Raw genomic sequence first — 21,743 nt, forward strand, 5'->3', positions numbered from 1 at the left:
ATTGCCTCAGGTATAGAAGAGAGTACGTGATGAAAGTAACAGAAAGAATCTCGAAAAACAATGACAATAATAGAAAAGGACCTTTCTTCACTTTAAAAGAAGAAAGGTCTTTTTATATAATAAACAGGATTCTCTTTGTCGTAGACTCTTTGAAAGGGATGACTTCATTGGTTAATAAACAGCTGAAAAAGAAGGCGCAGGAGATCGGAAATGTACCGACACATTATGAGCTTGAGATAGAAGATTACGACCAAAAGCAAAAGAAGAACGGGCAGGCATATTTTATCTGGAAGGACCCTAAAGATCCGGAAAAGCACATTACAGTTGAACTTAGAAATGACGGCGCTTTGCTCACCTTTTCAACAACTGTCCGCTCCGAGACAGACAAACAACTTCCAGATGCCGAGCTGAAGCTGACGGCTCTTCAGTTTGCCGCTGCCAATCATCCCGGTACATTTATGAATTTTTATTTTCAAGGCAAGGAAGAACGGGGGCAGCACATCCGGTTTGTCTATACCAAAATGGAGCTGGGGCTTCCGATTCCCAATTCAGGTTTTTTAATTGATATGACACGAAGCGGTCAGATTGTCCACTTTCTATATTACGGGGAAGGGTATAAAGCCGAAGTTCCGACGGAATTTGTAGCAAAAGAGAAGGTTGTGTCCCATTACTTAAACACAATGTCTTTTGAGCTGATGTACGATGTCATTGATGGCGAACAGGAACCAAGGCTTGTTTATGAACCGATTCTCCCGGGATACAGCTATCCCGCAGATGTAGACGAAATTGTGCCCGACCAGCATATCGCAGATGAAAGAATAGAAAACACGGCGCCACTGCCGCCGCTTCAGAACGAGGAAGAAGTTGATATATTTGCCTTGCTGGGTTTTACCTCTGATATGCAGAAAGTCAGTGAAAGAGACTTTGGGGAACAAATTGGAAGCACGTGGCGCAGGGGCGCTGCGCCGGAGCGTAAGGATTTAAGCATAGGAAGCTATTTTGAAACGAGAAATAAAAACACAATCAAAATGAAGACGGATAAAAGAACCCGAAAATTAAAAGCAGCGCTTTCTTTTATGGAGCGGCAGAACAACCGCCAATGCTCCACGGAAGAATGCCAAGAGATAGCGCTTCAATTTTTGTATGCCCTCTATCCGAGAGCGGCTGAGTTTTTCAGGGTGAATCCCGTCCGAATTGATGAAAGAGGGAGAGTCCGCAACCATTTTTCTGTCTGGTATAAAGGAGTGCCGCTGCGGTTCGGCGCTGCCCGCATCATTGTCAATCCGGAAACTGGGTTGATTGACGCTTTTATGGCGCCTGATATTGAACCTGAACAATTGGAAGCGATAAATCACAGGCCGGATGTTTCCGCTGAAGAAGCGAGAGAAGCATTTTTAGCCGCTTTTGATGTGAAGCTGGAATGGCAGCCCGATTTTACAGCAGGCAGTGACCAGCACTACAAACTTGTCTATAAGCCGGTTTACCCTTCCTATATTGATGCGCACAAAAGGAAAAAGAAAAGGCTGTGAGGGGTGTCTAGTTAGGAATCATCTCCAAGTGGGGGTAGTCCTTGAATCGTTTCCAATCCCCGCCCCATTCAAAACCGAGTGTCTTAGCGATCTCGACAACCTCCAGCCAATCTGATTTTTCGTTTTGATTGCCGTCATATTCCATATCCCATATGATGCTTCCATCTTTTTTTTGAAGGGCGAAATCAATCGCTAAACCATAGTTATGATACGATTCCCCTCCTCTTGCATAGGTGACAATATTCCCTTTTTTTGTACGTCCCTGTTTATATAATTCATCTTGTTCCTTAAAGGACCTGAATCCTTCAGTAATGACGACGTTAATGCCTTTATTCGCTGCAGCGGCTTTGAGTGCATCGGCATTCTGCTTCACAATCGGATGAAGATCCGAGGGGACAGGCATGTCCTGCAAGGCGTTTTGAGAATGCCATTCATGCCGAATATAACTAAAACAAAGATCTAGAAGAAATAGAATACATAAGATAACAAATGTTTTTGCGGGTAACTTCATATCGGTCTCACTTTCTCAAGATGTGCTGAATGTTAACGCTTTTAAGTGATTGACTCTCTCTAAAAGCGAACAGCTATGATAAAATATAACATAAATAGTAGCAGGAGGAAGGAGGCAGACCGATGAGAGCAAAGATTCCATCAGAAGAAGTAGCAGTAAAGCTGAATGAATGGTACAAGCTCATTCGCGCATTTGAAGCAGATCAAGCAGAAGCGTTAAAGCAGGAGATTGAATACGATTTAGAAGATATGGAAGAGAACCAGGACTTGCTTTTATATTTTTCTTTGATGGAATTCCGGCATCGAATCATGCTTGATAAGCTGATGCCGGTGAAAGACAGCGACACCAAGCCTCCGTTCTCTGATATGCTGAACGAAATTGAAAGCAATCAGCAAAAACTCACGGGCTTATTGGAATATTACTTTTATTATTTCAGAGGAATGTACGAATTCAAGCAGAAAAATTTCATATTAGCGATTGACCATTATAAACATGCCGAGGAAAAGCTCGAGTATGTCGAGGATGAGATCGAAAAAGCTGAGTTTCTTTTTAAAGTCGCAGAAGTGTATTATCACATTAAACAAACGTATTTTTCCATGAATTATGCGAGCCAGGCGCTTGATATCTATACGAAATATGAACTGTACGGTCGCCGCCGGGTTCAGTGTGAATTTATCATCGCCGGAAATTTGACCGATGTGTATCATCATGAAAAAGCACTGACCCACTTGTGCAGCGCTTTAGATCATGCCAGGCAGCTTGAAGAAGCGTACATGATCGCCGCTGCCTATTATAATGTCGGACACTGTAAGTACAGTCTGGGTGATTACAAAGAAGCGGAGGGCTATTTCAAAACAGCCGCCGCCATTTTTGAGGAGCACAACTTTCAGCAAGCTGTTCAAGCTGTATTTTCACTGACCCATATCTACTGTAAAGAGGGAAAATACGACAAAGCAGTAGAGGCGTATGACCGCGGGATAAAGAGCGCGGCTGAATGGGAGGATGACATGTACTTGACGAAATTCCGCCTCATTCATGAGCTGTATCTTGGAAACGGTGACCTGAACGTGCTAACAGAATGCTTTGACCTGCTGGAATCCAGGCAGCTTCTTGCAGACGCCGAAGATCTGCTGCATGATACAGCGGAACGTTTCAATCAGCTGGAACATTACGAGTCCGCCGCTTTCTTTTACCGCAGGCTGATGAATATTAAAAAGAAGCTTGCCGAGCAGCGTTTTCAATAGGAAATGGCAGAGAACTACAGATTCTCTGCTTTTTTTGTGCTGTTTTCAACTCGGAAAAACAGGGTATTTTCCACTGCATAGTGAGAAATCAGAGGAGGATATCAAGTATGTACAAAGATTTAACCGGAAAAACAGCGATTGTGACAGGGTCTTCAAAAGGAATCGGGAAAGCCATTGCGGAACGGTTCGGACAGGAGAAAATGAATGTTGTTGTAAACTACCACAGCGACCCGTCTGGAGCCGATGAAACCCTGGAAATCATTAAGCAGAACGGAGGGAAAGCCGTCGCAGTTGAGGCGGACGTGTCAAAAGAAGAGGGGATTCAGGCGCTCTTGGACACAGCTTTAGAGCATTTCGGCACGCTCGATGTGATGGTAAACAACTCTGGTTTTAACGGCGTTGAGGCGATGCCGCATGAGATGAGTCTTGAAGATTGGCAGAGAGTGATTGATGTCAATGTTACCGGAACCTTTCTGGGAGCGAAAGCAGCACTTAACCACATGATGAAAAACAATATCAAGGGCAATGTGCTGAATATCTCAAGTGTTCATCAGCAGATTCCGCGCCCTGTCAACGTTCAGTATTCCACATCCAAAGGCGGCATCAAGATGATGACGGAAACGCTGGCGCTCAATTATGCGGATAAGGGAATCCGCGTCAATGCGATAGCGCCCGGCACCATTGCCACAGAATCAAATGTTGATACGAAAAAGGAAGAGAGCAGGCAAAAACAATTGAAAAAAATCCCGATGAAAGCCTTCGGAAAGCCTGAAGAAGTGGCGGCAGCAGCAGCTTGGCTCGTATCTGAGGAAGCAAGCTATGTGACCGGCGCAACACTTTTCGTCGACGGCGGAATGACACTTTATCCGTCTCAGCTTGAATAGAACACAAAACAGGGGGATTGCGGGATGAAAACGGACTGGTGGAAGGATGCAGTGGTGTACCAAATTTACCCGAGAAGCTTTCAGGACAGCAATGGAGACGGAATTGGGGATTTGCGGGGGATTATTTCCCGTCTTGACTACATAAAGGAGCTCGGGGCAGATGTGATTTGGATTTGCCCGATCTATTCTTCTCCGAATGTTGATTACGGGTATGATGTGACAAACCATAAGGCGATTATGGATTCTTACGGAACAATGGACGATTTTCACCAGCTGCTGGACCAGGTGCATCAGCGGGGATTAAAGCTGGTGATGGACTTTGTGTTAAATCACACCTCGGTCGAGCATCCGTGGTTTAAAGAAGCGGAGCTGGACAAAAACAGCAAATACCGCAGCTATTATTATTGGCGTCCCGGCACAAAGAACGGCCCGCCGACAGACTGGCTGTCAGACTATGGCTGCCCGGTCTGGCAATACGAGGAGCACACCGGAGAATACTATCTTCATATGAATGCCGTCAAACAAGCTGATTTAAACTGGGAAAATCCTGAAGTTCGCCAGGCGGTGTATGACATGATGAAATTTTGGCTCGATAAAGGGGTCGACGGTTTGCGAATTGATCAGCTCCATCTCATTTCTAAGAAAGAATATCTTCCTTCGTATGAGGACTATATCAATCAGCAGGCAGAGCCGAAGCCCTTTCAGCCAAATGGCGAACGAATCCATGACTATTTAAAAGAAATGACAGATGAAGTGTTTTCTCAATATGATGTCATGTCTGTCGGAGAGGTCGGCAGTGTCACACCGGAAGAAGGCCTGAAATATACGGGAACAGATAAGCATGAGCTGAATATGATTTTTCACTTTCAGCATATGGAGCTTGATCAGCAGCCCGGAAAAGAACATTGGGATTTGAAGCCCCTTGAGCTTTCTGATTTAAAATCGGTTTTGACAAAATGGCAAAAGAAGCTTGAACATCAAGGCTGGAATACATTGTTTTGGTGCAACCACGACCAGCCCCGGATTGTGTCCAGATTCGGAGACGATGGGGAATACCGCAAAGCATCAGCGAAAATGCTGGCAGCCGTACTTTATTTTATGAAGGGCACGCCGTATATTTATCAGGGAGAAGAAATCGGGATGACAAACGCGCCGTTCACCCGGATTGAAGACTACAAAGATATCCAAACGATCAATATGTATCATAAACGGGTGTTTGAAAAAGGCTATGATCCAAATGATGTGATGAGATCGATCTTAGCCAAAAGCCGGGATCACGCCCGGACCCCGATGCAGTGGAACAGCGGCAAAAATGCCGGATTTACTGACGGCACGCCTTGGCTGAAGGTCAATCCGAACTTCACCGCAATCAATGTGGAGGAAGCGCGGGGAGATCCTGATTCTGTCTTAAACTATTACAAAAAGCTGATCAGCCTGAGAAAGCAGTACGCTGACCTCATGAAAGGGAGCTTTGATCTTTTGCTTCCGGACGATCCGCAGTTGTTTGTATACATGAGAGAAAACAGTAAACAGCAGCTTTTGTCGGTCAATAATTTTTCAAAAGAGCAGGCTGTTTTTCAGTGGCCTAAGAACTGCGGCAAAGCTCAGGCCTCACTGCTTCTCAGCAATTATAACAACGATGATCTTGCTGACGAAATGGTGTTCCAGCCTTATGAGAGCAGGGTCTATCTTCTGGACAAAACAAACTAATGATTGAAGTAGCCCGGCATTCTTAGCCGGGTTTTTTTAGTACATATATTCGCTCTGCAGGCGGGAAGAATAAATGAAAATGAAATTTATTCTTGCAAAACGTAATGACTTCGGTTTATTATGATATAGGATTACAAAATCGTTATCATTTTGATTTAAAGTTACTGAAAAAGAGGGGATATACGATATGTTTAAAAAATGGAGCGGTTTGTTTGTGATTGCAGCGTGCTTTTTATTGGTTGCAGCATGCGGCAACTCATCAACAAAAGGGTCGGCGGATTCAAAGGGTGATAAACTGCACGTTGTCACAACGTTCTATCCGATGTATGAATTCACAAAACAAATTGTAAAAGACAAAGGCGATGTGGATCTGTTAATCCCATCTTCCGTTGAACCGCATGATTGGGAACCGACGCCGAAAGACATTGCTAACATTCAGGATGCTGATTTGTTCGTTTATAATAGTGAATACATGGAGACATGGGTTCCGTCAGCTGAAAAAAGCATGGGCCAAGGCCATGCCGTTTTCGTTAATGCAAGCAAAGGTATTGATTTAATGGAAGGCTCTGAAGAAGAACACGAAGAGCATGATCATGGGGAGCATGAGCACAGTCATGCAATGGATCCTCACGTATGGCTCAGCCCTGTTCTGGCAAAGAAGGAAGTTAAAAATATTACGGCGCAAATCGTGAAGCAGGACCCGGATAACAAAGAATACTATGAGAAAAATAGTAAAGAATATATTGCAAAACTGCAGGATCTTGATAAACTATATCGTACAACCGCAAAAAAAGCGGAGAAAAAAGAATTTATCACGCAGCATACAGCTTTTGGCTATCTGGCAAAAGAATACGGCTTGAAGCAGGTTCCGATTGCAGGGCTGTCACCTGACCAAGAACCGAGTGCAGCCAGCTTGGCAAAGCTGAAAACATATGCCAAAGAACATAATGTAAAAGTCATTTACTTTGAAGAAATTGCATCCTCAAAGGTCGCAGATACGCTCGCCAGTGAAATCGGCGCGAAGACAGAAGTGCTGAATACACTGGAAGGCTTGAGCAAAGAAGAACAGGATAAAGGTTTAGGGTATATCGACATTATGAAACAAAACCTCGATGCCCTGAAAGATTCACTATTGGTTAAATCATAAGATAGTGTGCGCCGGAGGGTGCACACTATTTCTTTGTGAGAAAGGAAGATTAACATGAATCTCGTCTCATTGAAAGATATCGTTTTCGGCTATTCCCATACGCCTGTTTTAGATAAAGTATCACTTGATATTGAAAGCGGTGAGTTCGTCGGCATCACTGGACCAAACGGCGCCTCTAAATCGACGCTCATAAAGGTAATGCTCGGCATGCTGAAACCGTGGGAAGGCACAGTGACGATCAGTAAAAGGAATACAGAAGGGAAACGCCTGACCATAGGGTACGTCCCGCAGCAAATTTCTTCATTTAATGCCGGCTTTCCGAGCACGGTGCTGGAGCTTGTTCAGTCAGGCCGCTATACAAAAGGGAAATGGTTTAAACGTTTAAATGAAGAAGATCATCTTGAAGTAGAAAAAGCACTGAAAATGGTGGAAATGTGGGAGCTCCGCCATCGTAAAATCGGTGATTTATCAGGCGGACAGAAACAGAAAATCTGTATCGCCAGAATGCTCGCCAGCAACCCGGATCTGCTGATGCTGGACGAACCGACGACAGCTGTTGATTACGACAGCAGAAAAGGATTTTACGAATTTATGCATCACCTCGTGAAAAATCACAATCGCACAGTTGTGATGGTTACTCACGAACAAAACGAAGTACAGCAATTTTTAGATAAAGTGATTCGATTAGAGAGAGGAGAAAAAGGCGGATGGAAATGTTTGACTTGGAATTCATGCGACGAGCTTTTCTAGCAGGCGGCATGATCGCCGTCATGGCTCCGATACTAGGAGTGTATCTCGTTCTCAGAAGACAGGCCTTAATGGCTGACACACTTTCACATATCTCATTGTCAGGTGTTGCCATCGGCTTTTTTCTCAGCACCAATATAACCGCAGCAAGCATAGTCGTCGTGACCATCGGCGCGATCGGAATTGAATACATGCGGCGGGCGTATCGGACTTATTCAGAAGTGTCCATTGCCATCTTAATGGCAGCTGGTTTGTCCTTCGCGATGTTTTTAATCAGCCTTTCCAAAGGCACAGCCAATATGAGCATCGATCAATACCTATTTGGATCGCTTGTGACAGTAAACCAGCAGCAGGTCTATATTATCAGTATTATCACACTGCTGATCCTGCTTTATTTTATCGTACTGAGAAGGCCGCTCTACCTGCTGACGTTTGATGAAGCAACAGCCAAAACATCGGGAATCAATACAAACGTTCTCTCGTTGTCATTCAGTATTGTCACAGGCCTTGCGATTTCAGTCATTATTCCGATCATCGGGGTCCTTCTTGTATCGGCCCTGCTCGTATTGCCGGCAGCCTTCGCCATCAGAATTGCAAAAGGCTTTAACATGGTTTTCATTACAGCCATACTCATTTCATTATTCAGCGTATTTACGGGACTGACATCATCCTATCAGCTCGGGACGCCGCCAGGTCCGTCTATTACCCTTCTATTGATCGTTTTGCTATTAATCGGATTTGCAGTTCAGGGAGTTTGGACGTTTATCAAAAAAGAAGCTCAGCGCAAAAAAAGAAGCCGATAACATGAAAAGCAGTTTTCCCTAGGGAAAACTGCTTTTTTTATAGAAACAATCCGGCAAGGCGCTCATAAGATTCTTTTTTCGCCTCAAAATCAAACACATTGCACAGAACCATGATTTCATTTGTTTCGTAGCGGCCTGTGAGGTCTAACAGCTGTTGTTTGACAGTGGTTGGAGAACCGATCACCATCCGCTTTCTGTTTTCTTCTATGAGTTTTTTATCGGAAGCTGTATAGGGATGAGCTTTCGCTTCCTCGATGCTTGGCACGCGGCTGTCCAAGCCTTTTCCGACGCGAAGAAGCCACAAATCCTGGCTTAATGCGAGTTCTTCTGCCTCTTCATCTGTTTTTGCGCAAATGACAAAAATCGTAAACAGTGCGGATGGATTCGAAAAATGGGCTGAGGGCCGAAAGCTTTCCCGGTAGATGCGGAATGCATTTTCTCCTCGCTCGGGATTAATGAAATGCCCAAATACATATCCAATCCCCTGGTGCGCCGCGCGTCTTGCGCTGTTTTCACCAAGACCGAGCACCCATAGCTCGGGTGCCGTACCAATAAGGGGTGCCGCTTTGATTCCGGCATACGGATGGTCGGGAGGAAGGGAATCTGTTAGAAAATAAGAGACATCCTGCAGCTGTCTGTTAAATTCGGTTAAGCTTTTTTTCACCCCGTCCGTTAATGCAAGCCTGGTTTTTGTCGTGCCGCCGGGGGAACGACCGACGCCGAGGTCAATCCGGTTTGGATACAGGGCCTCAAGCTGGCGAAAGGTTTCAGCCACTTTAAATGGGCTGTATTGGGGCAGAAGCACGCCGCCTGATCCGACACGAATGGTGTTTGTCTGTGCTGCGATGCGGGCGATCATGATTTCAGGCGCTGTGCTTGCCAGTCCTTTCGTGCTGTGATGCTCGGCAAACCAATAACGCTTATAGCCCCACTCTTCGCTAAATCGAGCAAGCTCAACCGAATGCTGAAGAGTTGTCACAGGGCTCTCTCCTTTAGAAACAGGTGCCTGATCAAGTATGCTTAAATGAATCAAAAGGCCGCTTCCTTTCTGTCTGTTTTTAGATGGTGACACCAGAATAGGCAAAATGACTTGCCCGCGTCAAATTGTTTGTTTAAGAAGCGTACTTTATAGCATTTGCAAATCATATATCAAATATGGAAGTTTTTTTTCGAGGTTTTTCGTCAATTATTCTTAACTTTTACGAAACTTTGATATAATAACAAACGTATATATTAGTAATTTACGGCTTATTTTCCTTGTGAGCGTAAAAATAAATGTGACTATCTTCACATTTCGATGAGTAGGAGTGAATCGTGTGGCAATTTCTTTAGAAAAAGGTCAACGAATTGATTTAACAAAAGGAAAAGCCGGTCTGTCAAAATTGATGGTCGGTCTCGGCTGGGACCCAGTGTCCTCAGGCGGAGGATTCTTCAGCAAACTGCTTGGCGGAGGCGGTCCGAATATCGACTGTGACGCTTCAGTGCTGATGCTGGAAAACGGAAAATTCACCGATAAGAAAAACCTGATTTATTTCGGCAACCTGAAAAGCCGCTGCGGCGGTGTACAGCATACAGGCGACAACCTGACGGGTGACGGTGCGGGCGATGACGAGCAAATTATGATAGATTTAGATAAAGTGCCTGGAAACATCGATAAGCTTGTATTTGTAGTGAACATTTACGATTGTGTCAGAAGAAAACAAGATTTCGGCATGATTCAAAATGCGTTTATCCGCGTAGTTGATCAATCTAATCACGAGGAAATGCTCAAGTACAATTTGAGAGACAATTACGCCGGCAGAACAAGCCTGATTACAGCAGAAATCTACCGCAGCGGCAGTGAGTGGAAGTTTGCGGCGATCGGTGAAGGCACAAACGATACGAGATTAGAAGATATTATCAGCCGATACGTATAAAAGAAAAGGAGTGGATGAAACATGACAATTTCATTGGCAAAAGGACAAAAAGTAGATTTAACAAAAACAAATCCGGGTCTTTCAAAGGTTGTTGTCGGTTTAGGCTGGGATACGAACAAGTATGACGGCGGACACGACTTTGATCTTGACTCAAGTGTGTTTCTGTTAGACGCCGCAGGCAAATGCGCGTCACCAAACGACTTTATTTTCTACAACCAGCTTGAAGGCGGCAACGGTTCAGTCGTTCATTCAGGCGACAACCTGACTGGTGCTGGCGAAGGCGACGATGAGAATGTAAAAGTAAATCTCAGCGCTGTACCGGCAAACATTGATAAAATCTCATTTGTTATTACCATTCACGATGCAGAAGCGCGCAGCCAAAACTTTGGACAAGTATCAAACGCGTTTGTCCGCATCGTAAATGAAGAAACAAATGAAGAGCTCATCCGTTACGATCTTGCAGAAGATTTCTCTATTGAAACGGCAATCATTGCAGGGGAGCTTTACAGACATAACGGCGAGTGGAAATTCTCCGCAATCGGCTCAGGCTACCAAGGCGGCCTTGCCCGCATTGCAACAGACTACGGTTTGCAAGTCGGTTAAGACAAATACGAAGAGCAGAAAGGAGAGAGGCAGTATGGCCATTCAATTATCAAAAGGACAGCGCATTGATTTAACAAAAACAAATCCGGGACTGACAAAAGCGGTGATCGGCTTAGGCTGGGATACAAACAAGTACTCCGGCGGACACGATTTTGACCTGGATGCTTCGGCCTTTTTAGTTGATGCGCATGATAACTGCGTAAATGATCTCGATTTCGTCTTCTATAATAACCTTGAACATCCGAGCGGCGGTGTCATCCATACGGGTGACAACCGCACGGGTGAGGGCGACGGAGATGATGAGCAGATTATCGTTGATTTCTCAAAAATCCCGGCTCACATTGAGAAAATCGGCATCACAGTGACCATTCACGACGCTGAAGCACGCAGCCAAAACTTTGGACAAGTTTCCAATGCATTTGTCCGCGTTGTGGATGAAGAAACGCAGAATGAGCTTCTTCGCTTCGATTTGGGAGAAGACTTCTCCATTGAAACAGCTGTTGTCGTTTGTGAGCTTTACAGACACGGCGGCGAGTGGAAATTCAATGCGATCGGTAGCGGATTTTCCGGCGGGCTGGCTGCATTGTGCCGGAATTACGGTTTGCAAGTGTAAGCGAGTGACAAATAGAGAAGTCACCGTTTCAAATTAATAGGAGGAAAAAACTTGGACTTTTTACATCATATTTTGTCTACGTATGCTTCATTTTTCGATTGGAAAATGTGGGGGGAAGTTCTGACTGATCCTGTTTCCTGGGGTTTGATCGGTTCCCTTGTTGTTCTGGAAGGCCTTTTATCGGCCGATAACGCGCTTGTTCTTGCGGTCATGGTTAAACACCTGCCGGAAAAACAGCGGAAAAAAGCGTTAACGTATGGTTTGTTTGGAGCTTATATTTTCAGGTTTATTTTCATCGGGCTCGGTATGCTTCTCATTAAATTCTGGTGGATCAAGGTGCTTGGCGCGCTTTACCTGGCTTGGCTCGTCATTAAGCACTTCTGGATAGGCGAAAAAGAAGAGGAAGCGGACGGCATGAAGAAAAACTCTTGGATGGTCCGCACGTTCGGGATCTTCTGGGCGACTGTCATTTCAGTAGAATTAATGGATCTTGCCTTCTCTGTGGACAGCATCCTGGCCGCGTTTGCAGTATCTGAAAAAGTATGGGTGCTTCTGATCGGCGGTATGCTTGGTATTTTAATGATGCGTACAGTGGCAAAAGTGTTCCTTGTGCTGATTGATAAAATTCCTGAGCTGGAAAACACAGCATTCGTGTTAATCGGCATTATCGCGCTGAAAATGGCGGGGAGCGCTTTCCATTACGAAATGCCGCACTCTGTATTCTTCATTATCATTATCGCTGCATTTGCGGTAACATTGATCATTCACTACATCAATAAACAAAAGCAGGTGCGCGAACAAACAGCCGCTTCAAAAGAAGAATAAAACAAAACAAGGAGGGAGGTTCAATGTCCTTCCTTTTTTGTTACCGAAATATCGTTCAATGACAAACCGGAAAGGAGGATATGATGAGACAAGAAGAACTAACCATTCATAAAGCACTTCCGGCTGATGGCGATTGGAAAAGCCTGCTGTTTCAGCCATTGCCGGAGCGGGATCACTATGAAACTGCACAAGGCCTTTCTTTTTCTCGTCTTGCCGGTCAGATATTGGGCACGCCTATTGATGAGACGGACTACTATAACGAGTTGTATGAGCTGTCTGTAAACGACCGCATAACGATTTTGAGTGAAACGCTCGATAAAACAATCGAACCGGAAACATTTCAAAAGCTTCAGCATATTCATTCCATCAATCAGAAAGAAAAAGGGCTGTCAGTCAGCCGCTTTGTTGCCTTTCTGGACGGGGAAAAGCTGATTGCGAAGCACTCAAATCCTTTAATGCACCGCCATTTAAGAAAAGCGCTGATGACGCTTTTACATACCTTTGCGGACAGTCATGAAAAGGGGCTGAATCATCCTGATTTTCGCAGAGTGCTGCTTGATGTCTCGAAGTTTTCCTTAAACCATCTGAATCCTTGGCTGGAAAAAACCGATATAGAGCGGGAGATGCCGAAGATTGTTTGGTATGGAGATGCGACGAAAAGCCAGCTCTATTTCTTATATTATCTGATGCTGGTCGGCTGTGATGTACTGCTGTTCCATCCGGCGGGAACGGATCAGCTGGCGCTTGTCGACCCGAAGCAGGAGCTCGGTTTTACGGAAAAGCTCCCGGATGTTTCGGAGCTTCAGCCGTTTCCGAAAGAAAAACCAGACCGGAAATCAACAGTGGCTTACCGCTCAACAAAGGAAATTGAACATGTGCTGAATCACGAGGAATCCATGCTATATAAGCCGTGGCAGTTCAGAGATCACACACCGGTGTCCGTTACGCTGAAAACGACCTATGATGAATTGTTTTTAATCACGAAAGAACGCGCCTTTATTCGGCCGAATTTCAAAGCTGATAAACATTCCATTGAGATTCCGAATGTATTCGCCAAAATTATGGGCGTGTCGAAAGACAATAAGGAATATTGGAACAGGCTTCATACTCTAGCGGATTATCAGGAAACAGAAATGGTCAGAAGCTTTCCATTTACAGAAGAAATAAAGTCGAACTATCAATTTCACTACAGCCACGCACTTGATCAAGAAGGGAACATTGATCCGGACAAGCTGATGGCAAGCAATGTGTGGCAGTACAAACAGCTGCCGGCGGGCGTTCAGACTGCCATTGCCAAAACGATTTCGAGAATGTGCAGGTACCCGCGGCTTAAAGCCTTGCATCAGGAACAAGTCAAGGATGTTCAAATCTATTTGTTTAAACAAACAACAAACCTGCCTGCTAATCTGCTGAAATTGATTCAAATGTTCGACTATGCGCAAACCGTTCCGAAACTCGTTTTATATCATACGGAAATGAGCGGCGGACTCACGCGTTCGGATGCTGCCGCCCTGCTGTTCCTGAATGAAATCGGAATCGATATCATCATTTATAATCCGCCCGGACACCAAGATATTGAGCAGTTTATTGAAGAGGATCAGTATGATATCCACTGGCTGGATGACATGGTGTTTCAGCAGGACTACAAAGAGCCTTCGCTTGTGAAAAGGCTCTTCAGAACCATTACCCAAAAATAAGGAGAGAAGAAAAGCATGACAACAGAAAATCAAAATCCGCTTGTTCTCGATAAAAATGAAGAGATTTCCCAGCAAAAAGCTGACGATATCCGTCTTCAGCTCCGTCAGGAACCAGAAGTGAAGCGGCTTGCTCAACAAATTGACGTCAAAAACCAAATGGAGCTGCTTGAGTACGGCAAGGAGCCGGCCGTTGAAATATCCAAGTTCTCTGACCGCATCTTGGGGATGATGAAAACAACAAGCGTGACAGACTCCGGCACAATGCTGACTCAGCTTGGGAAAATCATGGACCGCTTCGACAAAAATGATTTTGATGAGCCAAAGGGATTAATGGCGAAAATTTTCAAACGCGGCGGCAGCATGATTGAAAAAATCTTTAAAAAGTATCAGACGCTTGGCGGAGAGATTGAAAAAATCCACGTTGAGATTTCAAAATACAAAGATGAGATGACGAAGACGAACTACACGCTCGATGAAATGTATGAAAACAATATCAAATACTATATGGAGCTTGAAAAATACGTCGTTGCCGGGCAGATGAAACTGGAAGAGATGCAGTCGATCCTTCCTTCATATGAGGAAAAAGCGGCAAGCGGGAACCAGCTGGCGCAAATGCAGCTCGATACGTTGCGCAACGGCATTCAGGCGCTTGAGGAACGGGTGTATGATCTTGACATGGCACGGATGGTGGCGCTTCAAACCGCACCTCAAATCCGTCTCCTGCAGCGAGGAAATGCAAAGCTGATCGGGAAAATCAACTCCGCGTTTATCATTACCATTCCGATTTTCAAAAACGGCATTATTCAGGCTGTTACGGTAAAGCGGCAAAAGCTTGTGGCTGATTCCATGAGCGAGCTTGACCGCCGGACAAACGAGATGCTGAAACGAAATGCTGAAAACATCTCGAGCCAAAGTGTTGAAATTGCGAGAATGGCCGGCAGACCGAGCATAGATATTGAAACGATTGAATCGTCTTGGAACACGATTGTCAGCGGCATGCAGGAAACAAAACAAATCGAAGAAGAAAACAAGCGCCTCCGCGAAGACGGCGCGAGACGAATTGCCCAGCTTCAGGATAATATTAAAAAAGCAGCATTGCAGCAATAATAAAAACCCCGCTTGTGGAACATAAGCGGGGTATTTCAATTACATCATTTAGTTAATGACAATGTGTAAAGACAGGTGTAAACTTAAACGGTAATCATTTTGCATATCAGAGGTGTTGGCAATGGGAAAACAACAGCCTATATCCCAGCGTAAACTGCTGGGCGTCGCCGGTTTGGGGTGGCTGTTTGATGCAATGGATGTCGGAATATTATCGTTTATTATCGCCGCGCTCCATGTAGAGTGGAATCTGTCGCCCGAAGAAATGAAATGGATCGGAAGCGTCAATTCCATCGGCATGGCTGCGGGTGCGTTTTTGTTTGGTTTGCTTGCTGATCGAATCGGCCGCAAAAAAGTGTTCATCATCACCCTTTTATGCTTTTCCATCGGAAGCGGCATTTCCGCTTTTGTGACGAGCTTATCGGCATTTCTAATCCTTCGTTTCGTGATTGGTATGGGACTTGGCGGCGAGCTTCCAGTCGCTTCAACACTCGTTTCGGAAGCGGTTGTGCCTGAAAAGCGGGGCAGAGTGATTGTGCTTTTGGAAAGCTTTTGGGCCGTGGGCTGGCTCGCAGCGGCCTTGATTTCTTACTTTGTGATACCAAGCTTCGGCTGGCAGGCTGCCCTTCTGTTAACTGCGCTGACTGCTTTTTATGCGCTGTACCTGCGGACGAGTCTACCTGATTCGCCGAAATATGAATCGCTTTCTGCCAAAAAGAGGTCGATGTGGGAGAATGTAAAAAGCGTCTGGGCAAGACAGTATATACGGCCGACGGTGATGCTGTCGATCGTTTGGTTCTGTGTGGTGTTTTCTTATTACGGCATGTTCCTATGGCTCCCGAGTGTCATGCTGCTGAAAGGCTTCAGCATGATTCAAAGCTTTGAATATGTCCTGCTGATGACGCTTGCTCAGCTACCTGGCTATTTCTCTGCCGCATGGCTGATTGAAAAAGCGGGCCGGAAGTGGATACTCGTCGTTTACTTGATTGGCACAGCAGGAAGCGCCTATTTCTTCGGAACGGCGGATTCCTTAAGTCTTCTGCTTACGGCTGGAGTGCTGTTATCGTTTTTCAATCTCGGTGCGTGGGGCGTGCTGTATGCTTATACCCCGGAGCAATACCCGACTGCGATTCGAGCAACAGGTTCAGGAACGACAGCAGCGTTTGGAAGAATCGGCGGCATCTTCGGGCCTTTGCTCGTCGGAACCCTGGCAGCCCGTCATATTTCGTTTTCGGTCATCTTTTCAATCTTTTGCATTGCAATCTTACTTGCGGTTGCTTGTATTTTGATTATGGGGAAAGAAACGAAACAAACTGAGCTAGAATAGGAAAAGCACCTCTTAAAAGAGGTGCTTTCAGCGTGTCGACAAACCCTCGCATTCGTTGTCAGGACTGCGCTTCGGTGCTCAATGCGAAGTGGATCAACGGCTAAATTCTCAGGCGTCCTGCCTAAACGCCGTCGTCATCACATCCTGTGAATGTCCGCTCCTATGCTCGTCCTTCCTAGACTTCAAGGGTTTTCAATCACGCTGAAAAGATTTTGTCAACAATCTGAGGCACCTCTTGAATGAGGTGCTTTTTTACAATTGCGCCCGGGCTGTGGATTGGCGTTTCCCGGTTTTACTGATTGTCTGGTAGAGCGTCATAGAAAGTATGAACAGAATGGCAGTAAATCCTGTGACAGCTCCGAAATGCTGTGTGCTTTGATATAAAAAACCTGCAATACTTGTACCGACAGTGGTTCCGGCATACATAGCGGCATTGGAAAGGGAAGCGATGGTTCCTCGCGCATTTGGTGCAATGGATTGAAAGACACCCATCATTAACGGAAAGATGATGCCAGCTGTAAAGAACGTGAGAAAAAAGCCGGCTTCTACTAAAAACAAGTTTGGAAAGAACGGAAGAGCGAAATAGAGAGCGCCCATTAGCAGCATCCCGCTGATCAGTGTTTTAAACATGCCCAGCTTTTCTGAAACCCGGCTGCCGATAAGGCTCCCGAGCATATTTCCCAGTCCGAGTACAAGCATAGCTGCGCCAATTTGTGACACGGTTAAATGATAATCCGCGGAAAGCCAAGTACCCAGAAAGCTGAACGATGCGAAGTTTCCGGTTTGAAACAGAAAATAGGCAAGCAGAATGACCGATGTTTTCGGCAATGAAAAAAGCTCCCGATAGGGGTTGACAATTGATGGGCGCGCCAATGGTTCAGAAGGCCGGATGCCAGGCATGACCGCCGCCAGGATCAATAGAAGAATAAGCGAGCACGCTGACAAAACGAAAAATGGCGTATGCCATGTAAAGGAAGCGAGAAACCCTCCAATAGGAAGTCCGAGCATTTGTGAAGCGGCCAAACCTGCTGTCGCAATCCCCATGCCTTTTATGATCTGAGAAGGCTGGACAATGACTGGGATGGACGCCCAAATTTGAGGCGTCACAAACGCAGCGCTAACGCCTGCGGCAAAACGGAACAGGCACATGGCGGCAAAAGAGGGAGCGATGCCGCATAAAAATGTGGATACGATAAAGCCTGCAAGTCCCCACAGCATGACTGTTTTCCTGTTCAGCCGGTCTGAGATTGGGCCTGCAATGAAAGCGAAGAGTGCATAACCGAGTGCATAAGCACTGACCATCCAGCCTGACAAATCAGTAGAGACATGAAACTGATCCTGTAAAAGGGGGAGAAGCGGCGAAAGCAAAAAGGTATCCGTGCCAATGACAAACATGACACTGAAGAAAAGCCAAATGCGATTCAAATTTTATCACTCCTATTGTTTTATAACTTTAAAACTATGAAACAGATATGTATAGAGAAAACCCTTTGTTAGAGGGTTTCCAAAAAGCCAGGCAGGTATGTTTGAAATGTGTCTTCACGCAGACTGACGTATTTTGTCCGCGAATCTTTCCGGGTTGCCGTCAATCCCGCTTCACGCAGCGTTTTAAAATGATAAGATGCCGTGGTTTTGACAATATTGCACTTTTCACCTACTTCACCGCAGCTGAGTTCTTTTCCGCTGACATAAAGCGTACGAATAATGGCAAGCCTTGATTCATCAGACAGTGCTTTAAAAATTTGCGCTCTGATTTGATCATCTGATTGTTTCATAGTCATGAAACTATAATACATAATGGGTGTTGAAAAAGCAACTTATTTTTCCAGTAAAGGAGCAGGAAGTCATAAGAGGAAGGAGGAATTCAATTCCAATAAAAGCGTTTTCAACTAAAGGTAGGAGAAAAATCACCCGTAAAATACAATCATATAGGAGGATTACAGAGCATTTAGAAGCATAAATAAGATCATGTGGTCACATGGATGTTTATAAAGAAATGGTACAGAATAAAAGAGAATATGCTGTTTGTGTGGGAAGTTACATAAATGTTACGGTAATAAAGATTGCTTAATATGGAGGGAAAATATGAGTGTAGATGAGAAACCAATTAAGATAAAAGTCGAGAAAGTCTCTAAGATTTTTGGGAAACAAACAAAGAAGGCAGTTCAAATGCTTGCCAACGGAAAGACAAAAAAAGAGATCCTGAAAGCAACCGGATCAACCGTTGGGGTTAATCAGGCAGATTTTGAAGTATATGATGGTGAGATATTTGTCATCATGGGTCTATCAGGGAGCGGTAAATCAACTTTAGTACGGATGTTAAACCGGCTTATTGAACCGACTGCCGGAAATATTTACATTGATGGTGACATGATAACAAATATGTCAAAAGACCAGCTCCGGGAAGTCCGCCGGAAAAAAATCAGCATGGTCTTCCAAAAGTTCGCTCTGTTTCCGCACAGAACGATACTTGAAAACACAGAATACGGACTGGAGCTTCAAGGTGTAGACAAACAAGAGCGGCAGCAAAAAGCGCTTGAGTCTCTTAAGCTCGTTGGACTGGAAGGATTTGAACACCAATATCCCGACCAGCTTTCCGGCGGGATGCAGCAGCGTGTCGGCCTTGCCCGCGCGTTGACGAATGACCCGGACATCCTTCTGATGGACGAAGCGTTCAGTGCGCTCGATCCACTGATTCGTAAAGATATGCAGGATGAGCTTCTTGATCTTCACGATAATGTCGGAAAAACAATTATCTTTATTACGCATGACTTGGACGAAGCGTTGCGGATCGGCGACAGAATTGTCCTAATGAAGGACGGCAACATCGTTCAAATCGGCACGCCTGAAGAAATCCTGATGAATCCATCTAACGAATATGTTGAGAAATTCGTCGAAGATGTTGATTTGTCTAAAGTCCTCACAGCAGGCCACATTATGAAACGCGCTGAAACAGTGCGGATTGATAAAGGGCCTCGCGTAGCATTGACACTGATGAAAAACCTTGGAATTTCTTCAATTTATGCAGTGGATAAACAAAAGAAATTATTAGGTGTTATCTATGCGTCTGATGCGAAAAAAGCGGCTGAGTCTGATTTGTCACTTCAAGACATCTTGAATACAGAATTTACGACTGTACCAGAGAATACGTATCTGACTGAGATTTTTGACGTTGTGTCCGATGCGAATATTCCAATTGCGGTTGTGGATGAGAAGCAAAGAATGAAAGGAATTGTCGTAAGAGGCGCGCTGATTGGCGCACTTGCCGGCAATAACGAGTATATCAATGCTGAAGGCACTAACGAACAAACACAAGATCCTTCTGCACAGGAGGTGAAATAAGATGGATAGACTGCCTAGAATACCTTTAGCAGATATTATTGACCGTTTTGTTGACTGGATTACGATGACGTTTGGCGGATTCTTCGACGGAATCGCTAACGGATTGGCCGCTTTTGTAAATGGAATTGTCACCGGTCTTGGATTTATTCCATCTATTTTGTTAACGATTATTTTCGCCGCACTTGCGTGGTGGATCAGTACAAGGGGAATTGCGTTATTTACGTTGATTGGATTCCTCCTGATCGATTATTTAGGATATTGGGACCCAATGCTGCAAACATTGGCGCTTGTGTTGACATCTGTGATTATTTCGATTGTGGTCGGGGTACCGATCGGAATTTGGGCGTCTCAGAAGGAAACGGTTCGCCGTATTGTAACGCCAATTCTTGATTTAATGCAGACAATGCCTGCTTTCGTATATCTATTGCCGGCGATTTTCTTCTTTAACATCGGTGTTGTGCCGGGTGTTGTTGCATCTGTTATCTTCGCGATGCCGCCGACAATCCGCATGACTGTTCTCGGTATTAAACAAGTGCCGGCGGATCTGATTGAAGCGACTGAGGCATTCGGTTCTACAACAGCTCAGCGTTTGTTTAAAGTTCAGCTTCCGCTTGCGACAAAAACGATTTTGGCCGGAATTAACCAGAGCATCATGCTTGCGTTATCAATGGTTGTTATCGCCGCAATGGTCGGTGCACCGGGACTTGGTTCTGAAGTATACAGTGCCGTTACACAGCTGAAAACCGGGGTCGGAGTAGAGGCCGGTATCGCCATCGTTATCGTTGCCATTACCCTGGACCGTATTACTCAAAATATTAAAGTGAAGAAGAAAAGCAGGGGGAATGCCTGATGCTTAAAAAAATCATCGGCATCGGCGTTTCAGCCATGCTGGCGCTCTCACTTGCGGCTTGCGGTTCAGAAAACGATGAAAATGCATCCGCAGCAGAACAAGTGAATAAGACCATCATCGGGATTGACCCCGGTTCAGGGATTATGTCCCTGACTGACAAAGCGATGAAGGATTATGACCTGAATGACTGGACATTGATTTCAGCGTCAAGTGCTGCGATGACCGCTACGCTTAAAAAGTCATACGACCGTAAGAAACCGATTATCATTACAGGATGGACACCGCACTGGATGTTCTCCAGATATAAGCTGAAATATCTCGATGATCCGAAACAATCTTATGGCAGCGCAGAGGAAATCCATACGATCACACGCAAAGGCTTCAGCAAAGAGCAGCCGAATGCCGCAAAGCTTCTGAGCCAGTTTAAATGGACGCAAGACGAAATGGGCGAAATCATGATCAAAGTGGAAGAAGGCGAGAAACCTGCCAAAGTTGCTGCTGAGTACGTCAATAAACACAAGGATCAGATAGCCGAATGGACAAAAGGCGTTCAAAAGGTGAAGGGAGACAAAATCAACCTTGCCTATGTGGCGTGGGACAGTGAGATTGCAAGTACAAACGTCATAGGCAAAGTCTTAGAAGACTTGGGCTATGAGGTAACACTTACTCAGGTAGAGGCTGGGCCGATGTGGACTGCAATTGCAACGGGAAGTGCGGATGCATCACTTTCCGCATGGCTGCCGAATACCCATAAAGCATACGCTGCTAAATATAAAGGCAAATATGATGATATTGGCACCAGTATGACTGGTGTGAAGATGGGGCTTGTTGTTCCTCAATATATGAAAAATGTCAACTCAATTGAAGATTTGAATAAATAATGAAGAAAGC

Annotated in this window: 21 protein-coding genes; 17 read left to right on the plus strand and 4 right to left on the minus strand. The window is 45.1% G+C overall.

From position 1 onward, the window contains the following. Positions 1-167: 167 nt before the first annotated feature. Positions 168-1,529, plus strand: coding sequence for a YcdB/YcdC domain-containing protein (locus SB658_RS14730; protein WP_085186854.1), 1,362 nt, complete (start codon positions 168-170; stop codon positions 1,527-1,529). A gap of 7 nt (positions 1,530-1,536) precedes the next feature. Here the strand turns inward: SB658_RS14730 and cwlK are convergent, their stop codons facing one another. After that, entirely contained in the window at positions 1,537-2,040 is a 504-nt protein-coding gene (cwlK, locus tag SB658_RS14735; protein ID WP_021481861.1) for a peptidoglycan L-alanyl-D-glutamate endopeptidase CwlK, read from the minus strand. Between the two features lie 122 nt (positions 2,041-2,162). Between cwlK and rapJ the strand changes: the two genes are divergently transcribed. From rapJ to znuB, 6 genes are all read left to right on the plus strand, one after another. Continuing rightward, a complete protein-coding gene (gene rapJ / locus SB658_RS14740; RefSeq protein ID WP_003234740.1) occupies positions 2,163-3,284 on the plus strand; it encodes a response regulator aspartate phosphatase RapJ in 1,122 nt (373 codons plus the stop codon). A gap of 107 nt (positions 3,285-3,391) precedes the next feature. After that, positions 3,392-4,168 carry an SDR family oxidoreductase gene (locus SB658_RS14745; protein WP_003234739.1) on the plus strand — a complete coding sequence of 259 codons (777 nt, stop codon included), beginning with the start codon at positions 3,392-3,394 and terminating at the stop codon, positions 4,166-4,168. 24 nt (positions 4,169-4,192) lie between these two features. Beyond that, entirely contained in the window at positions 4,193-5,878 is a 1,686-nt protein-coding gene (locus SB658_RS14750; protein WP_085186708.1) for a glycoside hydrolase family 13 protein, read from the plus strand. Between the two features lie 187 nt (positions 5,879-6,065). Further along, positions 6,066-7,025 carry a metal ABC transporter substrate-binding protein gene (locus tag SB658_RS14755; protein WP_085186710.1) on the plus strand — a complete coding sequence of 320 codons (960 nt, stop codon included), beginning with the start codon at positions 6,066-6,068 and terminating at the stop codon, positions 7,023-7,025. 54 nt (positions 7,026-7,079) lie between these two features. Beyond that, positions 7,080-7,775: a zinc ABC transporter ATP-binding protein ZnuC gene (gene znuC / locus SB658_RS14760; RefSeq protein WP_014475714.1), complete on the plus strand. Its 696-nt coding sequence runs from the start codon at positions 7,080-7,082 to the stop codon at positions 7,773-7,775. Then, the gene (gene znuB, locus SB658_RS14765; RefSeq protein ID WP_003246340.1) at positions 7,733-8,575 is read left to right on the plus strand and encodes a zinc ABC transporter permease ZnuB; all 843 of its coding nucleotides are present in this window, start codon (positions 7,733-7,735) and stop codon (positions 8,573-8,575) included. Before znuC ends, znuB begins: the two co-directional genes overlap by 43 nt. Before the next feature lie 37 nt (positions 8,576-8,612). Here the strand turns inward: znuB and SB658_RS14770 are convergent, their stop codons facing one another. Continuing rightward, entirely contained in the window at positions 8,613-9,608 is a 996-nt protein-coding gene (locus tag SB658_RS14770) for an LLM class flavin-dependent oxidoreductase (RefSeq protein WP_038828536.1), read from the minus strand. Between the two features lie 283 nt (positions 9,609-9,891). On the opposite strand from SB658_RS14770, the gene SB658_RS14775 reads away from it, so the two are divergent. The 7 genes from SB658_RS14775 to niaP all read left to right on the plus strand — a co-directional run bounded on the left by SB658_RS14775 (position 9,892) and on the right by niaP (position 16,660). After that, a complete protein-coding gene (locus SB658_RS14775; RefSeq protein WP_003234725.1) occupies positions 9,892-10,491 on the plus strand; it encodes a TerD family protein in 600 nt (199 codons plus the stop codon). Between the two features lie 21 nt (positions 10,492-10,512). After that, positions 10,513-11,094, plus strand: a complete 582-nt coding sequence (locus SB658_RS14780; protein WP_003234723.1) for a TerD family protein — start codon at positions 10,513-10,515, stop codon at positions 11,092-11,094. 34 nt (positions 11,095-11,128) lie between these two features. Further along, positions 11,129-11,707 (plus strand): TerD family protein, encoded by a 579-nt coding sequence (locus SB658_RS14785; RefSeq protein ID WP_003241242.1) that lies wholly within the window; start codon positions 11,129-11,131, stop codon positions 11,705-11,707. 51 nt (positions 11,708-11,758) lie between these two features. Then, positions 11,759-12,532 (plus strand): TerC family protein, encoded by a 774-nt coding sequence (locus SB658_RS14790; RefSeq protein WP_003246458.1) that lies wholly within the window; start codon positions 11,759-11,761, stop codon positions 12,530-12,532. A gap of 83 nt (positions 12,533-12,615) precedes the next feature. Then, positions 12,616-14,229 (plus strand): YceG family protein, encoded by a 1,614-nt coding sequence (locus SB658_RS14795; protein ID WP_410601933.1) that lies wholly within the window; start codon positions 12,616-12,618, stop codon positions 14,227-14,229. A 15-nt stretch (positions 14,230-14,244) separates the two neighbouring features. Next, positions 14,245-15,336 (plus strand): toxic anion resistance protein, encoded by a 1,092-nt coding sequence (locus SB658_RS14800; protein ID WP_003234715.1) that lies wholly within the window; start codon positions 14,245-14,247, stop codon positions 15,334-15,336. Positions 15,337-15,457: 121 nt separating this feature from the next. Continuing rightward, positions 15,458-16,660 carry a niacin permease NiaP gene (gene niaP, locus SB658_RS14805; RefSeq protein WP_003246397.1) on the plus strand — a complete coding sequence of 401 codons (1,203 nt, stop codon included), beginning with the start codon at positions 15,458-15,460 and terminating at the stop codon, positions 16,658-16,660. Positions 16,661-16,912: 252 nt separating this feature from the next. Here niaP and SB658_RS14810 read toward each other — a convergent pair whose 3' ends face one another. After that, entirely contained in the window at positions 16,913-18,085 is a 1,173-nt protein-coding gene (locus tag SB658_RS14810; protein WP_003246304.1) for an MFS transporter, read from the minus strand. A 68-nt stretch (positions 18,086-18,153) separates the two neighbouring features. Further along, complete coding sequence (locus SB658_RS14815; protein WP_010886398.1) at positions 18,154-18,456, minus strand: ArsR/SmtB family transcription factor; 303 nt, start codon at positions 18,454-18,456, stop codon at positions 18,154-18,156. A gap of 289 nt (positions 18,457-18,745) precedes the next feature. Between SB658_RS14815 and opuAA the strand changes: the two genes are divergently transcribed. The 3 genes from opuAA to opuAC are packed head-to-tail and all read left to right on the plus strand — an operon-like array spanning position 18,746 to position 21,733. Next, on the plus strand, positions 18,746-20,002 hold the full coding sequence (gene opuAA, locus SB658_RS14820; RefSeq protein ID WP_003246301.1) for a glycine/proline betaine ABC transporter ATP-binding protein OpuAA: 1,257 nt from the start codon (positions 18,746-18,748) through the stop codon (positions 20,000-20,002). A gap of 1 nt (position 20,003) precedes the next feature. After that, positions 20,004-20,852 (plus strand): glycine/proline betaine ABC transporter permease subunit OpuAB, encoded by an 849-nt coding sequence (opuAB, locus tag SB658_RS14825; RefSeq protein WP_003234703.1) that lies wholly within the window; start codon positions 20,004-20,006, stop codon positions 20,850-20,852. After that, a complete protein-coding gene (gene opuAC / locus SB658_RS14830) occupies positions 20,852-21,733 on the plus strand; it encodes a glycine/proline betaine ABC transporter substrate-binding protein OpuAC (RefSeq protein ID WP_003234700.1) in 882 nt (293 codons plus the stop codon). Before opuAB ends, opuAC begins: the two co-directional genes overlap by 1 nt. Positions 21,734-21,743 lie beyond the last annotated feature (10 nt).

This window comes from Bacillus sp. SIMBA_008, from assembly GCF_046535495.1.
Taxonomy (GTDB): domain Bacteria; phylum Bacillota; class Bacilli; order Bacillales; family Bacillaceae; genus Bacillus; species Bacillus subtilis.

What these genes read in the sequence shown, in the direction of transcription:
- SB658_RS14750 (WP_085186708.1), top strand. Translation starts at nt 4,193, where the DNA reads ATGAAAACGGACTGGTGGAAGGATGCAGTGGTGTACCAAATTTACCCG.
- SB658_RS14815 (WP_010886398.1), bottom strand. Translation starts at nt 18,456, where the DNA reads ATGTATTATAGTTTCATGACTATGAAACAATCAGATGATCAAATCAGA.
- SB658_RS14780 (WP_003234723.1), top strand. Translation starts at nt 10,513, where the DNA reads ATGACAATTTCATTGGCAAAAGGACAAAAAGTAGATTTAACAAAAACA.
- opuAC (WP_003234700.1), top strand. Translation starts at nt 20,852, where the DNA reads ATGCTTAAAAAAATCATCGGCATCGGCGTTTCAGCCATGCTGGCGCTC.
- SB658_RS14745 (WP_003234739.1), top strand. Translation starts at nt 3,392, where the DNA reads ATGTACAAAGATTTAACCGGAAAAACAGCGATTGTGACAGGGTCTTCA.
- znuB (WP_003246340.1), top strand. Translation starts at nt 7,733, where the DNA reads ATGGAAATGTTTGACTTGGAATTCATGCGACGAGCTTTTCTAGCAGGC.
- opuAA (WP_003246301.1), top strand. Translation starts at nt 18,746, where the DNA reads ATGAGTGTAGATGAGAAACCAATTAAGATAAAAGTCGAGAAAGTCTCT.
- rapJ (WP_003234740.1), top strand. Translation starts at nt 2,163, where the DNA reads ATGAGAGCAAAGATTCCATCAGAAGAAGTAGCAGTAAAGCTGAATGAA.
- SB658_RS14800 (WP_003234715.1), top strand. Translation starts at nt 14,245, where the DNA reads ATGACAACAGAAAATCAAAATCCGCTTGTTCTCGATAAAAATGAAGAG.
- opuAB (WP_003234703.1), top strand. Translation starts at nt 20,004, where the DNA reads ATGGATAGACTGCCTAGAATACCTTTAGCAGATATTATTGACCGTTTT.
- SB658_RS14795 (WP_410601933.1), top strand. Translation starts at nt 12,616, where the DNA reads ATGAGACAAGAAGAACTAACCATTCATAAAGCACTTCCGGCTGATGGC.
- cwlK (WP_021481861.1), bottom strand. Translation starts at nt 2,040, where the DNA reads ATGAAGTTACCCGCAAAAACATTTGTTATCTTATGTATTCTATTTCTT.
- niaP (WP_003246397.1), top strand. Translation starts at nt 15,458, where the DNA reads ATGGGAAAACAACAGCCTATATCCCAGCGTAAACTGCTGGGCGTCGCC.
- SB658_RS14785 (WP_003241242.1), top strand. Translation starts at nt 11,129, where the DNA reads ATGGCCATTCAATTATCAAAAGGACAGCGCATTGATTTAACAAAAACA.
- SB658_RS14755 (WP_085186710.1), top strand. Translation starts at nt 6,066, where the DNA reads ATGTTTAAAAAATGGAGCGGTTTGTTTGTGATTGCAGCGTGCTTTTTA.
- znuC (WP_014475714.1), top strand. Translation starts at nt 7,080, where the DNA reads ATGAATCTCGTCTCATTGAAAGATATCGTTTTCGGCTATTCCCATACG.